Genomic DNA, 17,311 nt, shown 5'->3' on the forward strand with positions numbered 1-17,311 from the left:
TGTATCTACGCAAAATGGATCTCGAGTGTGAGTGACTTATTACAAAGGTTGGGACTGGTTCCTTTCTTTATCCAGCAACTAACGGACGCTGGTCTTTTGCAGGATCGGCTGGGGCGTGTGACGTCAGTCCAACGTTCAAGAAGTACGGTTGTCTGTGGGTCTGGTGAGAAGGTTGTAGAGCTCTCGTCGGTCTTACGGCAGTCCGATGCGATAGATCGACCGACTGTGGGAGACTGGGTTGTACTGGATGATTCACTTTCGAGGATCGAACACGTCCTTGAGCGCAAAAGCTTGTTCAAGCGCTTGGCGGCGGGCAGCAACAATGAAATTCAGCCCATAGCAGCGAATATTGATGTCCTTTTTATCGTCACATCCTGCAACGAAGAGTTTAAAGAGTCCCGACTGGAGCGTTACCTCGCACTTGGTGCGGAGGCCGGAGCGACGCCTGTTATCGTTCTCACCAAAGCCGACCTTGTTGACGATGTGGACTGTTACGTCCAACGTGCCCGTAGCACCCAGACGGGTGTGCCGGTTGAGACTGCAAATGCACTTGATCCCGCCACTCTTGATGGCGTTCGTTCCTGGATCGATAAGGCCTCTACCGTCGCGCTCGTTGGTTCCTCCGGCGTGGGCAAGTCTACGCTTCTGAATACATTGGCAGGGCACGCTCTAACCGCGACGGACGAAATTCGCGAGCAAGATAAGAAGGGGCGCCACACGACGACCCACCGTGAACTACACATGCTGCCTTCCGGCGGGCTCCTCGTCGATGTCCCGGGAATGCGAGAACTCAAGGTGGCGGATATCAATCAGTCCGTCGGTACGGTTTTCGACGACATTGAGCTATTGGCAAAGCACTGTCAGTTCGCGGACTGCAAACACGAAACGGAACCTGGTTGTGCTGTGCTTCGAGCGATCGAGGAAAACAAAATCGACCGTCGTCGATTGGCCAATTATAAAAAGTTGTTGCGTGAGAATGCGTTGGCAACAGCAACTTTGGCTGAGAAACGTGCCCAGGGACGAGCTTTCGCGAAAGTCGTTAAAGAGGGCAAGAATGTAAAACAGAAAAGAACGAAAATTTAGTCGTCTTTGAGCAGGTCGGAATCCTTTTGATGATCAAATCCTTTGCCCTCGCAGCGCTGCTTGCAGTTTTGCTGGCCTTTCTTGGCTTTCAGTACTACATCACGTCGGTGCCCGATCTCGCAGAGCCGGTCTCTGTCGAGGACACCCGGTTCATTGAGCAGGACAATTCACTTCTGGTGACACTGAGAGGTAGCGAGGGCCGCCGTTTCTCCGTGGGCCTCCGCGGAGACGTCGCCAACAAGCCGGAAGAGACGGCGCTCTTCTTCATCAGCAACCCGGATCTGGTGCCCTATGTGTATTGGCCGGGTTTTCGCAGCAACGACGAGAAACGAGTTCTCGAACTGCTTGAGGATTTCGTAGAAAAACGGGCACAGGACGGGGCCGTTTTCCAGATTTATACGGTGCTCAAGAACCGGAACTAAAGCCGTAACCAAGCGGCGTGACGCTAACCTCCCCGCGCAGCCGATCGACCATTTCCTTATCGAACAACTCGGTCCCCGGCTGCATCACCGTCGCTGCACTGCAGGCGATTCCCTCCCGAAGTGCATCTTCAGCTGAGGCGCCCTGAGCCAATAACGCCGCCATACCGGCAACCATTGAATCACCGGCGCCGACCGTAGAGGCCACGGGGACCGACGGCGCTTCGCCTTTCAGGACACTGGACGATGTCACCAGCAAGGCACCTTCACCGCCCAGGGAAACACACACCCAGGTCACGCCGCGCTCCTGCAAACGGCGCGCTTCCCGAATGATGTCCCGTTCATCCGTCAGAGACCTCCCGACCAGGGCTTCCAATTCGAAACGGTTGGGCTTGATCAGGAAAGGTTGGGCGTCGATGGCATTTCTGAGCAACTCGTCATGGGAGTCAACCACCGCACGCCCTCCGGCCGCCCTCACCCGCCGCACTGCTTCCGCGTATAAGTCTGTCGGTAAGCTCCGCTGTAACGAGCCGGTGATTATCCCCAGCCCATCGCCACAATGGGTCACGAACCGGTCGAGCAGATGGTCCCGTTGTGTGCTCGACACCGTGGGACCGACACCACTGACCTCGAACTGTGCCCCTGTGATGCTCTCAAGAATGGTGCCATTAATCCGGGTTTCCCCATCGACCTCCAGATAACTGACCTGGTCCAGCTGCGCGTCCAGCTGATGGCGCAGGAAGCGACCAATTTCGCCGGCAACGACACAGAAGGTACATGCCTGGACGCCAAGTCGTTTGAGGCCGCGACCGACATTGATCCCGTTACCGCCCGGATCGTAGCGGGATTCCAGGGCATGGACCTTCTGATCCGCAATCAGCTGGGGGATCTCATAGGTGATATCCACCGCCGGGTTCAGGCTTAGAACGGCCACGGGCAGTTTTGTGAAAACATCGACCATCAAATGCTCCTGCGTGGTTTCAAACCCACTTCCACGGCCAATTTGCTCATCTCTTGTTCAATATAGCCCGTTACCGCAGGAATTCTTCGGGCTCAGCTCAACAGATTTGACGCGCATAATACCTGGTAAAACCGGGACAGGTTTATTTGAGAGTTGCTATCGACGGGCAGTGAAATCGATTTCGACAAGCGCGCCCACTGCGAGTGCTGTTACACCAATACAGGTCCGGGAAGGTAACTTACCTTCCGGAAAATAAGACTTGTAAATGCTGTTCATGGAATCGAAATCGCGCTCAAATTCGGTCAGAAAGATCCGGACTGAAGCCACGTCCTCGAGGCCCAGGCCCATACCCTCAAGTACAAGTATCAGGTTATCCATGACTCGGCGGGTCTGGGCCTCGACACCTTCAGGAAGCGCTGCGTTCGCATCCTTGGGATCGGTTGGCATCTGCCCGGTCAAGAATACCCATCCGTCTACCTCGGTGGCGTGACAAAAAGGTCCGACGGGCGTTGGCGCCTGATCTATCATATGGAATATTGGTGCACTCATAGTATTCTCATCTCGCAGTCTGGTTGATCGAAACGGGGGAGGTCTCAAAAACCGTGGCCAAAGACCGGGAAAGGCTTATTTTTTTCATCCTGACTGAAAAGGCCCGGGAGCGCATCACTTCGAATGCGTTTTTTTTGAAGGACGCTGTTACCTGAAAATGTAAAGTCAGGTTTGCAAGGAGTCTGCAAATGCCCAACCTCAATCCTGTTTGTGCCTTGGTATTACTTGCTTTGAACTTTACCGCCGCGTTCGCGGGCAACCAAACAAACGCCACACTCAACGCTGAAGCGTCAGACCCGAAAGCCATGCAATGGATGACCGGCTTTCCACCTCTACCCGACAAACTCATCACCCAACCACAGAGCAACTACTTCAGCTTCCCGAAGCTGCGCTGGACCGTGTGCCACATCCGCGAACTGCTGCCCACCACCCGGGTAAGCCGGGGAATCGGCGCACCCGTCCACCTGCCTTATGCACTTGATAACGGCATCGACGACATCACGTTCACACCTCTGGGCAGCGATACTGCCATGACCTGGCGAGAATCCCTGGCTGCCAACTACACTGACGGGCTGCTGATTCTGCATAACGGCAGGATCGTTTACGAGCACTACAGTGGCTGTCTGGACGAAACAGGAAAACACGCCGCCATGTCCATGACCAAATCCCTTACTGGCCTACTGGCTGAAATCCTGGTGGAGGAAGGCAAGCTGGACGACCAGGCAAATGTGACCAGCATAATTCCGGAACTGGCAGAGAGTGCCTTCGGCAGCGCCACGGTGCGCCAGGTAATGGACATGACCACCGCGCTGGATTATAGCGAAAATTACGCCGATCCCAACGCTGATATCTGGCAATACTCGGCAGCCGCCAGCCCCCTGCCCAAACCTGCCGATTACAGCGGCCCGGATGGCTACTTCGAGTACCTGCAAACTGTGGAGCAAAATGGCGAACATGGGGTCGCCTTCGGCTACCGCACCATCAACACCGATGCCTTGGGCTGGATTATCTCACGCGTGAGTGGCCAGAATGTGGCACACATGCTGGCCGAACGCCTGTGGCAACCTCTCGATACCGAACAGGACGCTTATATGACCGTCGATGGCAAAGGCACTCCCTTCGCCGGCGGCGGCCTGAGCGCCGGTTTGAGAGACCTTGGCCGGGTTGGCCATCTGATGCTGAACAAGGGGCGCTACGATGGGCACCAGCTGTTCCCTGAAGCTGTGGCGGACAATATACAGGCCGGCGGCGACAAGGAGGCCTTCGCCAAAGCGGGCTACACTACCCTCCCCGGAGGCAGTTACCGCAGCATGTGGTGGAACTTCCACAACGCCCATGGTTCCTATGCCGCAAGGGGAGTGCACGGCCAAACCATCTACATAGACCCCACCGCCAATATGGTCCTTGTGCGCTTCGCCTCCTACCCAAAGGCCGGCAACAGCCAGATTGACCCGACCTCACTACCGGCTTATCAGGCCGTAGCGGAGTATTTGGTGAACATGAATTGAGATAAAAGGCCGTTAAACACTCGGGGCCAAATGAGCCCCTTGGCTGGGCTAACTGACGATCACCGACACTGCGCTTCTGGCCCGTGGAGATTTGGAATTAATTTATACCAACTTGAACTTACGCCCGGACGCCGCATAATCTATGGCGTTTCAAGCAGAAAAGATGACCAAATCAATGAGCAAAGACTATTTCGCCCACAAGGCAGAAAGTTACGAGCAGAACCGCGACCGCGTCGATAACGTCTCCAACATAGCCAACACCATCCTGGAGAAGACGCATATCGAACCCTCCATGCACCTTATGGATTTCGGCTCCGGGACCGGTTTGTTACTGGAGCGCATCGCTCCCCACGTGAAGAAAATTACGGCCGTGGACATTTCTCCCTCCATGAACCGGCAGCTCGCAGAAAAACGAGCTTCGCTGCAATGTGAACTGGATGTCAGGGAAATTGATCTCGAAGAACAGTCTATCGACGAATGCTTCGACGGCATCATCTCGTCCATGACTATGCATCATGTGCGGGATATTGATGCCATGTTCCGCCGCTTCCGGGAGCTTTTAAAACCCGGCGGCTTTATCGCCATCTCCGATCTGGACAAGGAAGACGGGACCTTTCATAGCGAAGACACTGGCGTGTTCCATTTCGGCTTTGAGCGAAACGACATCGCCCGTGCTGCCGAGCAAGCCGGTTTTTCAGGGATTGAGGTAGTGTCCGCCAGCGCGATCGAAAAAGAGGACCGTAGCTATCCCGTGTTCTTGCTGACTGCCACCGCCAGTTCACACAAATCCGACGGATAATCAGTAAGCCTGAAGCCTGGAGGTAATGTGTACTATGCACTCCCCTCTTCGTCTAACAAGAGCGCCGGATTAAGCCGCATTATACCCCAAGAGCTGACACCCAGCGCATTAGACATCAGACCTTAGACATTAGTTGTAACTCAGGTGAATTCCTATTGCTTAATCGCCTGACCTCTGGAAAGTTACGATTGAGAGGACACCTGATTAGAAAATAAACAAGGGTGTTCAGCGACCAAAAAAAACAAGAACAATTCAGGGAGAAACCTATGTCTAATTACTATCTGAACCGCCGCAAGTTCCTTCAAGGCAGTGCTGTTCTAGGCGCTGGACTTGTTGCTCCAACGATCTTTTCCAGAGCCGCAAGCGCTTACACGAATGAACCAGGTAAAGGCAGTGTCGTGCTTGGGTTTAACGTTCCTCAATCCGGCCCTTACGCGGATGAGGGTGCCGATGAGTTACGCGCCTACAAACTTGCCGTCAAGCATCTCAATGGAGAAGGCGACGGTGGCATGCTGAACACGTTCTCATCACAAATGCTCAAAGGCACCGGTATTCTCGGCCGCAAGGTTGAGTATGTGACCGGCGACACCCAAACCAAATCGGACGCCGCTCGCGCCTCCGCCCGGGCGATGATCGAAAAAGACGGTGCCATCATGATTACCGGGGGCTCGTCTTCCGGGGTAGCGGTTGCTGTTCAGTCGCTCTGTCAGGATGCCGGCGTCATCTTCATGGCCGGTTTGACCCATTCCAACGACACCACAGGGAAAGACAAGAAAGCCAACGGCTTTCGACATTTCTTCAACGCCTATATGTCGGCTGCGGCGCTGGCGCCGGTGCTGTCGCAACACTATGGGAACGACCGTAAAGCCTATCACCTGACGGCGGATTACACCTGGGGCTGGACTCAGGAGCAGTCCATGATTGCCGCGACTGAAGAGCTCGGGTGGGAGACAGTGAATGCCGTCCGGACGCCGCTGTCCGCAACCGACTTCTCATCCTATATCGCTCCGGTTACCAACTCGGGTGCCGATGTGCTGGTCCTGAATCACTACGGTTCGAACATGGTGAACTCACTGACCAACGCAGTTCAGTTCGGTTTGCGCGATAAGATGGTCAACGGCAAACAATTTGAAATTGTTGTGCCGCTTTATTCCCGCCTGATGGCCCGCGGCGCCGGTGACAACGTGAAAGGCATATTCGGATCCACCAACTGGCACTGGTCTTTGCAGGATGAGGGTTCGAAAGCCTTTGTCGCATCTTATGGCAAAGAGTATGGCCAGCCTCCTTCACAGGCCGCACATACCTGTTACGTGCAAACTCTGCTGTATGCCGATGCCGCCGAACGCGCGGGCAGTTTTAACCCCTGCGCCATCGTTGAAGCGCTCGAAGGCTTCGAGTTTGATGGGCTGGGCAATGGCAAGACGCTCTACCGCGCCGACGACCATCAATGCTTCAAAGACGTGCTCGTGGTTCGCGGTAAGGAAAACCCCACTTCTGAGTTCGACTTGCTGGAAGTGGTCAATGTAACCTCTGCAGACAAAGTCACTTACGACCCCAACCATCCAATGTTTGCCGGTGGCTCGCTCGGTAAGTGTAATCCAGGCGTCTGATTCCAGGAACCTGACCACCTCTGAGAAGAGGTGCACTGACCACCCCGGCCAGTGCACCTCCAGCGGCCCGATCTTGATATGCCTGTTGCACTTCAGGCGACTGTTGTCAGACAAGGTAAATACCGATGGATGCCATCCTTCTGCAAATACTGAATGGGCTGGATAAAGGCAGTGCCTATGCCCTGATCGCGCTAGGGCTGACCTTGATATTCGGCACCCTGGGTGTGGTGAACTTCGCCCACGGCGCTCTTTTTATGATTGGTGCGTTCTGTACCGTCACCTTCAACAACTTACTGTCGTTCAAGAGAGTCACGCTTTCCGACACCGAACTTAGCCCCTGGGGTACGCCACTGGAAATTCAGGTCCCCTATGTTGAGCTCTGGTTTGGCGAATTTGGCGCGACCATGATCGACTACTCCGTGTTCTGGTCCATTCTGTTTGCCATTCCAGTGATGCTGCTGGTTGGTATCGTGATGGAGCGCGGACTGATCAAGCACTTCTATAAGCGACCTCATGCTGATCAGATACTGGTTACCTTCGGGTTGGCCATTGTGCTGCAGGAAGTCATCAAATCCGTATACGGTGCCAACCCCATTCCTCAGCCTGCGCCAGAAGCGTTCGTAGGCTCCATTGATGTCGGGGCATTGGTCGGTATGGCGGAAAATGCCGTGATTTATCCGATTTGGCGTCTGGTTTACTTCCTGTTTGCGGGCGTGGTTATCGGCGGGATATTCGCCTTCTTGCGCTACACCACCTTTGGCATGGTGGTGCGGGCTGGCATGGCGGACCGCGAAACCGTTGGTTTGCTGGGCATCAACATCGACAAACGGTTTACTGCTATGTTTGGTCTGGCCTCCGTGGTGACTGGTTTGGCAGGCGTTATGTACACCCCGATCCTGTCGCCGAACTATCACATGGGCATGGACTTTCTGGTGCTGTGTTTTGTGGTTGTGGTCGTGGGCGGTATGGGATCACTGACCGGTGCGGTGGCAGCGGGTTTCCTGCTCGGCATCCTGCAGAGTTTCGCCTCCATGCCCGAGGTGAAGGACTTCCTGTTCGGGTTCTCCATTGATCAGGTCATCATTTACCTGGTGGCAGTCATTATTCTGCTGACACGTCCTCGTGGACTCATGGGGCGCAAAGGCGTAATGGAGACTTGATGCCATGCTGAAAATACTACGTACAAGCGATAGGGCTCTGATGGTCCTGTTCACCATTTTCGTGCTGGCCACGCCACTGATCATGGCGCCGCTGGGTGCAGGTTACCCGGATCTGATGCAGCGTTTCGCCATCTACGGCATCTTCGCCATTGGCTTCAACATCCTGTTTGGACTGACCGGCTATCTGTCGTTTGGCCATGCGGCATTTTTGGGCGTCGGCAGCTATTCGGCGATCTGGATGCTAAAGCTGCTCAGCATCAACATTGTACCTGCCATCATTTTTTCAGTGGTGGTGTCGGGCCTGTTCGCTTTGTTGATAGGGTTCATTTCATTGCGGCGGTCCGGGATCTACTTTTCTATCCTGACACTGGCGTTCGCCCAGATGTCCTATAACCTGGCGTACTCGGTACTGACCCCCATCACCAACGGCGAAACCGGACTGCAACTCGACCTTGAGGATCCCCGCATTCTGGATAGTGCCGGTGAAGCTGGCCAAATGGCCTCACCATCCCTGTTTGGGCTTGAGATGGGGGATACGGCGGTGGTGCCGTTTCTCGGGATGGATTTGCAGTTTAACGTCGGGTTTTATGTCAGCGCGCTGATTTTGATCGGCATGTTCTACCTGTCGTTGCGCATATTCCGGTCGCCGTTCGGGATGATTCTGCGGGCGGTCAAAAGTAATCAGACCCGGCTCAACTACACTGGATTCCACTCTCGGCCCTACACACTCACGGCTTTTGTCATCTCCGGCATGTACGCGGGCCTGGCAGGTGCCTTACTGGTCTGCATGGACCCACTCGCCGGGGCGGACCGCATGCAGTGGACTGCCTCGGGCGAGGTGGTGCTGATGACCATTATGGGGGGCGCCGGGACGTTGATTGGACCGGTGTTCGGGGCCGGCATCATCAAGTATTTTGAGAATATCTTCAGCCGCATCAATGAATCGGTGGTCGAAGGCTGGTTCTCGGCATTACCTGATGGGGTGACGGATGTACTTGTCGCCATAGTCTCGCCGTTTTTGGGTAGCGGCTGGCACATCTCACTGGGGTTGATCTTTATGTTGGTGGTGATCTTTCTTCCGGGCGGTCTTGTGGAGGGGGCCAGCCGGATTATGAATCTGGTTGCGCGATTGTCGCAGGCCCGTAAAACCCCGTCACCCCAGAGTGACACCCGCCCCCCGGGTGACGATGTGTCGTCTGGGAAACCATCGCCCAGTTCCGTCAACACGAGGGAGTCGTAGTCGTGGGGATACTCGAAGTAAAAGGCGTAAACAAGCGGTTTGGCGGTCTTCTGGCGCTGAATGATGTCAATCTGTCGGTTCAGGAAAACACCGTCCACGCCATTATCGGACCCAACGGCGCGGGCAAATCCACGCTGCTTAACTGCTTTATCGGCAAGCTGTTGCCGGACAGTGGCACGGTCGATTTCAACAATAGCAGCCTTCTGGGCCTGGAACCCTACCAGATCAATCAAGCCGGCATCAGCCGTGTGTTCCAGACACCGGAGGTGTTTTCCGAGTTAAGCATTCTGGAAAACGTAATGATCCCGGCCTTCGCTCATCGGGACGGTGCCTTTCACATCTCGCCCTTCAAGTCACTGGCGAAGGAGACCGCCATACGCGAGCAGGCCGAGAAAATACTGCAGGATGTGGGATTAGTTGATCAACGTCATCATACGGCGTCCGCCATGTCCCGGGGCAACAAGCGAAGGCTGGAGATGGCTATGTGCCTGGTCCAGCAGCCCAAATTGCTGTTGCTTGATGAGCCCACGGCCGGCATGGCTCGGGCTGACACCAACAACACGATCGATTTGCTGAAAACCATCAATGAGGCCCACAACATTACTTTCGTAGTGATTGAGCATGATATGCACGTAGTGTTCAGCCTGGCTGACCGAATCAGCGTGCTGGCGCAGGGGCATGTGATTGTTGAGGATCACCCTGAAAATATCAAAGGCCACCCTGAGGTGCAGGAAGCTTATCTGGGCAAGGTGGAGTCGGAGTGAACACCATGGTCACAGTGAAGGAATGGAAATGATGTCAGAACAACCGACGACTCATGCCCAGCATGAAGCCTCAAGGCCCGCCTATTTTTCGGTTTGGGATCTGCACGCCTATTACGGTGAGAGTTACATTGTCCAGGGCGTGACGATGAATATCCATGAGGGGGAAATTCTCGCGTTGCTCGGGCGTAACGGGGCTGGGAAAACCTCGACCTTGCGCGCCATCGCCCGCGTGGATTCGCCCGCCGTTACCCATGGTGAAATCTGGCTGGATCATCAGCCGCTGCACACCATGAAGGCATATCAGGCGGCCCAGAACGGACTGTCTCTGGTCCCCGAGGACCGTCGCATCATTCCAGGCCTGAGCGTATGGGAAAACCTGAAGCTGGCTCAGTTGGCGCCGTCCCCCGGCTGGTCAATTGATCGTATCTTCGAGCTGTTTCCACGCCTGCGCGAGCGGCGTAATCAGGAGGGCACCACCCTGTCGGGTGGCGAGCAGCAAATGCTGGCCATCGGTCGGGCACTGGCGCGGGACATCAAGCTTTTGCTACTGGACGAGCCTTACGAAGGGCTGGCACCCATTATCGTGCAGGAAATCGAGCGCACGCTAAAAGAAATCAAGGCGCTGGGCATCACCACCGTCATCGTCGAGCAAAACGCGATTGCAGCGCTGAAACTGGCGGACCGGGCGGTCATTCTGGAGTCCGGGCAGGTCGTGTTTGACGGTCTCGCGAGTGAAGTGCTGGAGGACGAACAGCTCCGTCAGACCTACCTTTCTATTTGAAAATATCCATCCCGCAGCAAAAGCGCCCAGTACTTTCTGCGCCGCGTTGACCGGGATGGATTTATCCTCTCTCGTTACGGACTCATCTCAGCCGTCCCGCAATAAAGTCGCCGGGTTCAGCCGCATCGCCCTCAGGGTCGGCAGCAGGCCACCCAGCAGAGCCAGGGAACTGACGACGCCCGCTACCAGCACACCCAGCCACCAAAGATCGCCTGCTGGCAGCTTCAGCAGCAGGTCGGCCACTGGCAGGGCAATGAGCGCCCCGAGTGCCGTGGCGAAAACCGTTGCAAGAAAGGTCAGCAGTCCGGTTTCCAGCAACATGGATTGCCGAATGGCCTGGTGCCTGGCACCGAGACAGTGCAGAAGGTTGGCCTCGTAGAGTTGTCGCCTGCGACTGACACTCACCACGCTTGAGAGCACAAGCAGGCTTGCCATCAGGCTGACCGAGGCAACCGCCGCAAGCCCGGCCGCAGCTTTGTTGAGCAGATCTCCGGCTGTCTCGAGCCAGTCAGCGGTGCGCAATGTGATCACGTTCGGGATATTTCTGGCCAGCCATTGCTGGGACTGTTTGGCAGCCTCATCGCTCTGGTATACCGCGCCTACGTGGAGCCTGATTAATTCGTCCAGTGCACCTTCCTGCAAAACCCCTTCAAACCAGAATCGGGTTTGGAGGCCCTTTTGCCGGTAGATGGCCCGAATTTCGGCGGTAATGGTCTTATCCTGGGCGATAAATTCCACCTGGTCACCGACACCCAGCCCGAGCTGGTTGGCCTCCCGATCTTCCATGGCCATGAAGGCGGGCTCTCCCTTCGGCGCAGACGATGTCCACCAGGTGCCTTCCACCAGCTCAAGGCCTTCCGGATTTCCCGAGAGATAGCTGAGTTTGTATTCATCCCCCATGGCCTCGCGCCTGGCTTCCGCATTATCCGCGAGTACCTCTGCAATCGGCTCTTGGTTGATCGTTGCCAGGCGTGATCGAACCAGTGGCAGAAGCTCTACCCTGCTCGAGGGATCAACGGCTTCAAGGCCAGACTCAAGTGGTCCCATCTGGTCCGGAAAAACCTCATATAGAATAAGCGCGGGTGACTCAGCCGGTATAGTGGTTTCCAGCGCTCGCAGGAGGGTGGCGACCATCAGAGTGCAAGCCACCACCAGGGTCAGTGCCGTGCCCAGTGAAAGCAGTGTTGCCCGCAACGGCGAATCCGGTCTGTGGAGATTGGCCAGCGCCAGGCGCCGGGCAAACCTACGATCGGCAAAACCGCCGTTTTCCAGTGTTTTGGCACCACGCCGCAATCCCTTGATCAGACCCTCCAGCAAACCCCAGAGCACGATCACCGCGATCAGGAACAGGAACCCCAGTTGCGGGGACGGTAACCAGAACAGGGTGGCGGCAATATAGAGCGCCAGCAGTAGATAGCTTGCAATCCGCCAACTGCGAGGTTCATTCGGGGCCGCCTGAACCTGGCCCCTGAAAAGCCCTGCCGGTGAGGCAGCGAGTGCCCTGGCCAGCGCCGGCAACGCGAAGACATAAGCGGTCAGCACCGCAAACAACCAGCTCAGGAGCAAGGGTACAAACCACAGGGACAGCCAATGCCCCCCTGCTCCGCCAGGCCCGGCCAACGCAAAAGCATCGCCCGCCAGACTGATCGCCACAACAGAAAGCGCCAGCCCGATTCCACCGCCAATTAGGCCAGCCAGGCTGCCCAATATACCGATCTGTAACAGGTAGATTACTACCAAAGGCTTGCGGCGCAGCCCCAGTGTCTGCAACGTGGCAATGGTGCCCAGTTTTTCGTCCAGATAGGCATGGATGCTGTTGGCAACGCCCAGGCCACCAATAAACAAAGTGGTAAAGGCAATGAGGATGAGCGCCGTGGCAATCTGGTCCAGCCGTTCGGCGATGCGTTCGCTGCGCTCGGCAAAGGTGGTGATGTCCCATCGTGTATCCGGAAAGGCCTGCTCGAATGCCTCCAGCCAGGCATCCAGATTTTGGTCGGTCTGCACACGATATTCATAGTCCACGCGGCTGCCCGGCCGGATCAGCCCCGTTGCCTCCACCGCCTGCTCGGAAATCATGATCGGTAGCCCGCGCCAGTTTGCATTCAGGCTACGATCCGGCTGGTTCTGAATAAGGCCGCTGATGCGAAAGGTCGCTGCGCCAATCTGAATCTGGTCGCCGATGGACTGACCGAGGCGTTCAGCAAGCAGGGGATCGATGATGGCGCCCCACGAATCACCCTTTCGTGCCGCGAGTTCTGTGCGAGGCTCATCCGGCGTCAGTTGAAGCTCGCCGTAAAGTGGATAGGCCGCATCCGGGACCAAGATTTCGGCTCGGAAGAAGCCATCACCGTCGCTGCCACTGACAATGGTGTCGAACTCCCGGACCAACGAGATACTGCCGGTGGACCCAATCCACTCCAGCACCTCATCCGGTAAAGGCTCGCTGGCATCAAGCTCCACGTCTCCACCAAGAAGCGCACGAGTATCCGCCAGCAGGCTCTCTTCGATAACCCGGTACAAACTGGCCGTCGCGGCTACGAGGGTGACGCCAAGAATGAGACACGCGAGAAAGACCTTGAGCGCGGAGATGCGTGATCGCAGATCGGTGATCGCGAATTTCAGCATCCACAAAGGCCTGGTGGCGTTTTCAGACTTCATAGAGGCGCCCACCGTCCATCCGGACCCGATGCTGACAACGCTCTGCGACACGCTCGTCGTGCGTCACGAGTACCAGCGTGGACTTGCTTTCCTTATGTAGGTCGAACAACAGGGAAAGTACTTTTTCGCCGGTTTCGTGGTCCAGATTGCCAGTCGGCTCATCGCCCAGCAGCAGGCTCGGCTGGTGAACAAGTGCCCTGGCAATCGCGACACGCTGTTGCTCTCCCCCGGAAAGCTGCCCCGGGTAATGCTGCAGCCGATGGCTCAGGCCAACTGCCTCCAGCATGGAAACGGCCCGCCCGAGGGCCTTAGGCTGCCCGGCAATTTCAAGCGGAAGGCTAACGTTACCCAGCGCGGTCAGGCCGGGTAATAAATGGAAAGACTGGAAGATGATGCCAAGGTGTTCGCTCCGCCAGTCGGCAAGGGTGTTAGAGTCCATGTCACCAAGGCGCTGATCACCAACGAGAATGTCGCCGCTGGTCGGTCGCTGGAGGCCGGAGAGCAGCAGAAGCAGCGAGGTCTTCCCACTTCCAGAGGGCCCGGTAATCGCCAGTGTCTCGCCGGGCGGAACCGTGAGTGAGGCGTTGTTGAGCACTGCAACGGTACCTGACTCTGTTGGGTAGGCGAGATTGATATCGCTCATCTGGACGCTGGTGGACACTGAGACACCTTTCACTCTGATGGAAGTATTGCTAGCACGGAAGTTTTCTATGAACCTCAACGCCATGCAGAAGTTGGAAACTAATTCAGAGTACGAGAAGTTTTTCAGACTGGCGCACTATGAGTGCCGGACAATCCCGTCTGCTACGATGACGAACGAGTGAATTTAGCAAGGCGCCATGGGATTATACTGGAAGACGCCAGCCGCAGATGTGGATCTGGTCAGTTATGAAGCCGACTCTTAGGAGCGCTGCCGCGCCGGTAACTTCTCAATACCGGCGAGATTTTACCAGATTCCGTATCATCGCCCGCACAAACTCTCTCCGAGCCTGACGCTGATCCTGCTTTACCGTATCAAGGTTAATACCGCCCATCCCATCCCGATACCTCGGCGGTATGCTGCTCCCGGGGGAGTTCTCGACACCCGGGTCTGATACCTTTCCGTAATCTCGGCGCGCTAATGTATTGCCGCCAAAAGAGTACGTCATCTCTTTTGAAATCAACATGCTTCTGACCTCCATTACACCGCCCCGGCATCGGGGCGTTCTCGTTATCTCCAAAGTTCAGGCACATGCTAATATTGTTCTAAACTGCAAGCTATTCCCTATATACGAGAACAAACTTTGCAAAAACGAACAGACAAACAACCCGACGAAGACTCTGTCACTTCGCAGAGAACACGTAGCAATCTGGCCTGGAATGATTTTCAGCTAGTGCTTGCAATCGCGACTTCAGGTTCTCTGTCCGGTGCATCACGGGCTCTGGACGTGAGCCATGCCACGGTTTTCCGGCGGCTGGGTGATATTGAACAACGTCTGGGGGTGATCCTCTTTGAGAGAAACCGGAAGGGTTACCGGCCAACACTGGCCGGAGAGGAGATTGCCGACACGGCCAGGGTTATGGATGAAGCTGCTCTTGCCGCTGAACGCAAGGTGGCTGGTCGCGACCTTGCGCCCAGTGGAGAGATCTGGACCACCACAACAGACTCCCTGCTGATGGGACTTCTGGCGCCTCTGTTCACACAATTCAAGCATAAATTCCCAGGCATTGTGCTGGACGTTGCCGTGTCCAACCAGTTGTTTAACCTCACTCGCCGGGAGGCAGATGTGGCCATTCGTCCGTCCAACCGCCCGCCCGAAAGCCTGATCGGCCGGCCGCTGACCACAATTGGCCAGGCCGTGTACGGGCATCGAAGCCTTGGCCTGACGCCGGGCACGTCCATCGCTACTCTTGCCTCCCAACCATGGATTGGCGCCGGGCCACGGCTGCAGGATTCATCAGTGGACCAGTGGATGGACACTAATGCGCTTAAGGAAGCCTGTGTCTACCGTGTTGATACTCTGGTCAGTATTCTGAGTGCTATTCGATCAGGCATGGGACTGGCGGTCATCCCCTGTTATCTTGCAGATGGAGATCCGGACATAATCCAACTAACGGACCCCATCCCGGAACTGGAATACGGACTGTGGTTTCTGATGCACCCGGACCTTCGAGGAGTCGTTAGGATTCATGCCTTGATGGACTTTCTGACGGAAGCCGTCCGGGCGCAGAAGCAACGCCTCGCCGGGCAAAGTATATGAAATTGGGGCAAACGAAATTTAACCTCTCACTGAGCGTCTCTAAAACAACGCTACGCACGGGGAGATATCGATAAGGACGAATATGATCAAAAGCGCCGTGACCTGGAGGATTAATCAAGTCCGCGAGGACAGGGACCGTCCAAAGTGCAGAACTCGAGCATTTTTCCGCGCCGTTGGAACATCAGGGCGCCGCTGCGCCAGCAGGGCCTCTTGTAGAGCAAGAAACGAGTCGTGCATCATGGCCTGAATATCCAGTAGCGCTTTCATGGGACTACCGGCTATCCGTCGCCGAGCCTCAATCACAAACTGAAGACCGCGAAGCCGGCGCTGGTTGCGCTCCGAGCTGCCGCGAATACAGTCATCAATCAATTCCGCACGTAACCTCTCAAAGCCTTCCGGGTCACGGTGAGCCAGATCCTTGAGCTCATCGAACGTGGGCATATTCATAATTTCCTCCTCCCTGGATTCAATTACTCAGTTACTCAGTGCAGCACCACTCGCATTAAAAGCCCCTGTAACCCTCGTTCAACAGTCCGGAAACCAGACTGTTTTTTTTCTGCGTTTTTTTATTTTAGTAAAGCCTTGAATGGTTCCGTAATCAAACCTATCTTCGAGCGACATCCAACCTACTTCCTGCCGCGAACAGGAAGCCGGGACAGATCGATCGACAAGAAGGCAAAAGACGATGCAATGCGCCCTGGTTTACGACTTCGACGGCACCCTCGCCCGAGGCAACTGCGCCGAACATGGCCTGATGCCAACCCTCGGCCTGAGCGAAAACTCGGACTTCTGGCCCGAGGTGAACCGTAAGAACTTTGAACGGGACGGCGACGAGATACTCACCTACCTTGGGGAACTGGCAAAGCGCGCCCGCGATGTGGGTATGCACGATGAGCTGACGCCTGACAGGCTGCGCGTGCATGGCCAGTCCATTCCCCTGTTTCCCGGTGTGGAGGGCTGGTTTGATGCCATCAATCGCTTTGCCAGCGACCAGGGTATAGCGCTGAGCCATTACATCGTCTCAAGCGGGCTGGAGGAGATGATTCGCGGAACGCCGGTGGCGAAGCATTTCAAGAAGATCTTCGGCTGTCGCTACCACTACGATGAAACCACCGGGCACGCCAAATGGCCCGCCGTCGCGATCGACTACACCACCAAGACCCAGTACCTGTTTCGCATCAACAAGGGCATCGAAAACAGCTGGGATAACGTGACCATCAATAAATACCTTGAGCCCCTGGAGCGCCCTTTTCCCTTCGACCACGTTATCTATATCGGTGACGGAGACACCGACATTCCGGCGATGAAGATGGTCAAAGCCCAAGGCGGTTGCAGCATTGCGGTGTTCGATGGTGAAAAATGGGGCGAGCAGACAACGCAGGAGAAGATCGAGAAGCTGATCTCTGAAGAGAGGGCAAACTATGTGGTGCAGGGAGACTACTCTACAGGCAGTCAGCTGGATGTTACTGTCAGGGGAATCCTCAGACTGTACAAACGAAAATATGGCTGACTCTCAGAGCAAAGCTGGCGACTGCTAAT

Annotated in this window: 16 protein-coding genes and 1 pseudogene; 12 read left to right on the forward strand and 5 right to left on the reverse strand. The window is 55.8% G+C overall.

Annotation, left to right across the window (positions count from 1 at the left end; genetic code table 11):
* Positions 1-27 precede the first annotated feature (27 nt).
* Positions 28-1,083, forward strand: a complete 1,056-nt coding sequence (rsgA, locus tag BKP64_RS07150) for a ribosome small subunit-dependent GTPase A (RefSeq protein WP_070967878.1) — start codon at positions 28-30, stop codon at positions 1,081-1,083.
* A gap of 29 nt (positions 1,084-1,112) precedes the next feature.
* Entirely contained in the window at positions 1,113-1,505 is a 393-nt protein-coding gene (locus BKP64_RS07155) for a hypothetical protein (RefSeq protein ID WP_070967881.1), read from the forward strand.
* Here BKP64_RS07155 and BKP64_RS07160 read toward each other — a convergent pair.
* Both BKP64_RS07160 and BKP64_RS07165 read right to left on the reverse strand, forming a co-directional pair.
* Entirely contained in the window at positions 1,489-2,463 is a 975-nt protein-coding gene (locus BKP64_RS07160; RefSeq protein WP_070967883.1) for a 1-phosphofructokinase family hexose kinase, read from the reverse strand. The two genes, BKP64_RS07155 and BKP64_RS07160, sit on opposite strands and share 17 nt — an antisense overlap.
* A 156-nt stretch (positions 2,464-2,619) precedes the next feature.
* A complete protein-coding gene (locus BKP64_RS07165; RefSeq protein WP_070967886.1) occupies positions 2,620-3,012 on the reverse strand; it encodes a RidA family protein in 393 nt (130 codons plus the stop codon).
* Positions 3,013-3,200: 188 nt separating this feature from the next.
* On the opposite strand from BKP64_RS07165, the gene BKP64_RS07170 reads away from it, so the two are divergent.
* The 7 genes from BKP64_RS07170 (at position 3,201) to BKP64_RS07200 (ending at position 10,874) form a co-directional block, all read left to right on the forward strand.
* Entirely contained in the window at positions 3,201-4,520 is a 1,320-nt protein-coding gene (locus tag BKP64_RS07170) for a serine hydrolase domain-containing protein (RefSeq protein WP_070967889.1), read from the forward strand.
* A gap of 142 nt (positions 4,521-4,662) precedes the next feature.
* A complete protein-coding gene (locus tag BKP64_RS07175; RefSeq protein WP_227515529.1) occupies positions 4,663-5,319 on the forward strand; it encodes a class I SAM-dependent methyltransferase in 657 nt (218 codons plus the stop codon).
* A 266-nt stretch (positions 5,320-5,585) separates the two neighbouring features.
* Positions 5,586-6,929, forward strand: coding sequence for a substrate-binding protein (locus tag BKP64_RS07180; RefSeq protein WP_070967891.1), 1,344 nt, complete (start codon positions 5,586-5,588; stop codon positions 6,927-6,929).
* A gap of 125 nt (positions 6,930-7,054) precedes the next feature.
* Positions 7,055-8,089 carry a branched-chain amino acid ABC transporter permease gene (locus BKP64_RS07185; protein WP_070967894.1) on the forward strand — a complete coding sequence of 345 codons (1,035 nt, stop codon included), beginning with the start codon at positions 7,055-7,057 and terminating at the stop codon, positions 8,087-8,089.
* Between the two features lie 4 nt (positions 8,090-8,093).
* Positions 8,094-9,329 carry a branched-chain amino acid ABC transporter permease gene (locus BKP64_RS07190; RefSeq protein ID WP_083329175.1) on the forward strand — a complete coding sequence of 412 codons (1,236 nt, stop codon included), beginning with the start codon at positions 8,094-8,096 and terminating at the stop codon, positions 9,327-9,329.
* 2 nt (positions 9,330-9,331) lie between these two features.
* Positions 9,332-10,093: an ABC transporter ATP-binding protein gene (locus BKP64_RS07195; protein WP_070967897.1), complete on the forward strand. Its 762-nt coding sequence runs from the start codon at positions 9,332-9,334 to the stop codon at positions 10,091-10,093.
* 28 nt (positions 10,094-10,121) lie between these two features.
* Entirely contained in the window at positions 10,122-10,874 is a 753-nt protein-coding gene (locus BKP64_RS07200; RefSeq protein ID WP_198402656.1) for an ABC transporter ATP-binding protein, read from the forward strand.
* Positions 10,875-10,961: 87 nt separating this feature from the next.
* On the opposite strand, the gene BKP64_RS07205 is transcribed toward BKP64_RS07200, so the two are convergent.
* The gene (locus BKP64_RS07205) at positions 10,962-13,532 is read right to left on the reverse strand and encodes an ABC transporter permease (RefSeq protein WP_070967900.1); all 2,571 of its coding nucleotides are present in this window, start codon (positions 13,530-13,532) and stop codon (positions 10,962-10,964) included.
* On the reverse strand, positions 13,522-14,175 hold the full coding sequence (locus BKP64_RS07210; RefSeq protein WP_099092580.1) for an ABC transporter ATP-binding protein: 654 nt from the start codon (positions 14,173-14,175) through the stop codon (positions 13,522-13,524). Before BKP64_RS07210 ends, BKP64_RS07205 begins: the two co-directional genes overlap by 11 nt.
* Positions 14,176-14,815: 640 nt before the next feature.
* On the opposite strand from BKP64_RS07210, the gene BKP64_RS07220 reads away from it, so the two are divergent.
* Entirely contained in the window at positions 14,816-15,772 is a 957-nt protein-coding gene (locus BKP64_RS07220; RefSeq protein WP_070967909.1) for a LysR family transcriptional regulator, read from the forward strand.
* A gap of 45 nt (positions 15,773-15,817) precedes the next feature.
* Positions 15,818-15,886 (forward strand): annotated as a pseudogene (locus tag BKP64_RS19745) (SHOCT domain-containing protein); the annotation flags it as partial.
* Here the strand turns inward: BKP64_RS19745 and BKP64_RS07225 are convergent.
* Entirely contained in the window at positions 15,887-16,219 is a 333-nt protein-coding gene (locus tag BKP64_RS07225) for a DUF3135 domain-containing protein (protein ID WP_070967912.1), read from the reverse strand. It abuts the pseudogene before it with no gap.
* 238 nt (positions 16,220-16,457) lie between these two features.
* Here BKP64_RS07225 and BKP64_RS07230 point away from each other — a divergent pair, with 238 nt between their 5' ends.
* On the forward strand, positions 16,458-17,282 hold the full coding sequence (locus BKP64_RS07230; RefSeq protein WP_070967915.1) for an HAD family hydrolase: 825 nt from the start codon (positions 16,458-16,460) through the stop codon (positions 17,280-17,282).
* Positions 17,283-17,311: the final 29 nt, after the last annotated feature.

It is taken from the genome of Marinobacter salinus (assembly GCF_001854125.1).
In the GTDB taxonomy this organism is placed as follows: Bacteria; Pseudomonadota; Gammaproteobacteria; order Pseudomonadales; family Oleiphilaceae; genus Marinobacter; species Marinobacter salinus.

Coding starts and splice junctions, on each gene's coding strand:
- BKP64_RS07230 (WP_070967915.1), top strand. CDS start 16,458: ATGCAATGCGCCCTGGTTTACGACTTCGACGGCACCCTCGCCCGAGGC.
- BKP64_RS07205 (WP_070967900.1), bottom strand. CDS start 13,532: ATGAAGTCTGAAAACGCCACCAGGCCTTTGTGGATGCTGAAATTCGCG.
- BKP64_RS07155 (WP_070967881.1), top strand. CDS start 1,113: ATGATCAAATCCTTTGCCCTCGCAGCGCTGCTTGCAGTTTTGCTGGCC.
- BKP64_RS07185 (WP_070967894.1), top strand. CDS start 7,055: ATGGATGCCATCCTTCTGCAAATACTGAATGGGCTGGATAAAGGCAGT.
- BKP64_RS07160 (WP_070967883.1), bottom strand. CDS start 2,463: ATGGTCGATGTTTTCACAAAACTGCCCGTGGCCGTTCTAAGCCTGAAC.
- BKP64_RS07165 (WP_070967886.1), bottom strand. CDS start 3,012: ATGAGTGCACCAATATTCCATATGATAGATCAGGCGCCAACGCCCGTC.
- BKP64_RS07175 (WP_227515529.1), top strand. CDS start 4,663: ATGGCGTTTCAAGCAGAAAAGATGACCAAATCAATGAGCAAAGACTAT.
- BKP64_RS07210 (WP_099092580.1), bottom strand. CDS start 14,175: ATGAGCGATATCAATCTCGCCTACCCAACAGAGTCAGGTACCGTTGCA.
- BKP64_RS07180 (WP_070967891.1), top strand. CDS start 5,586: ATGTCTAATTACTATCTGAACCGCCGCAAGTTCCTTCAAGGCAGTGCT.
- BKP64_RS07225 (WP_070967912.1), bottom strand. CDS start 16,219: ATGAATATGCCCACGTTCGATGAGCTCAAGGATCTGGCTCACCGTGAC.
- BKP64_RS07170 (WP_070967889.1), top strand. CDS start 3,201: ATGCCCAACCTCAATCCTGTTTGTGCCTTGGTATTACTTGCTTTGAAC.
- BKP64_RS07200 (WP_198402656.1), top strand. CDS start 10,122: ATGATGTCAGAACAACCGACGACTCATGCCCAGCATGAAGCCTCAAGG.
- BKP64_RS07190 (WP_083329175.1), top strand. CDS start 8,094: ATGCTGAAAATACTACGTACAAGCGATAGGGCTCTGATGGTCCTGTTC.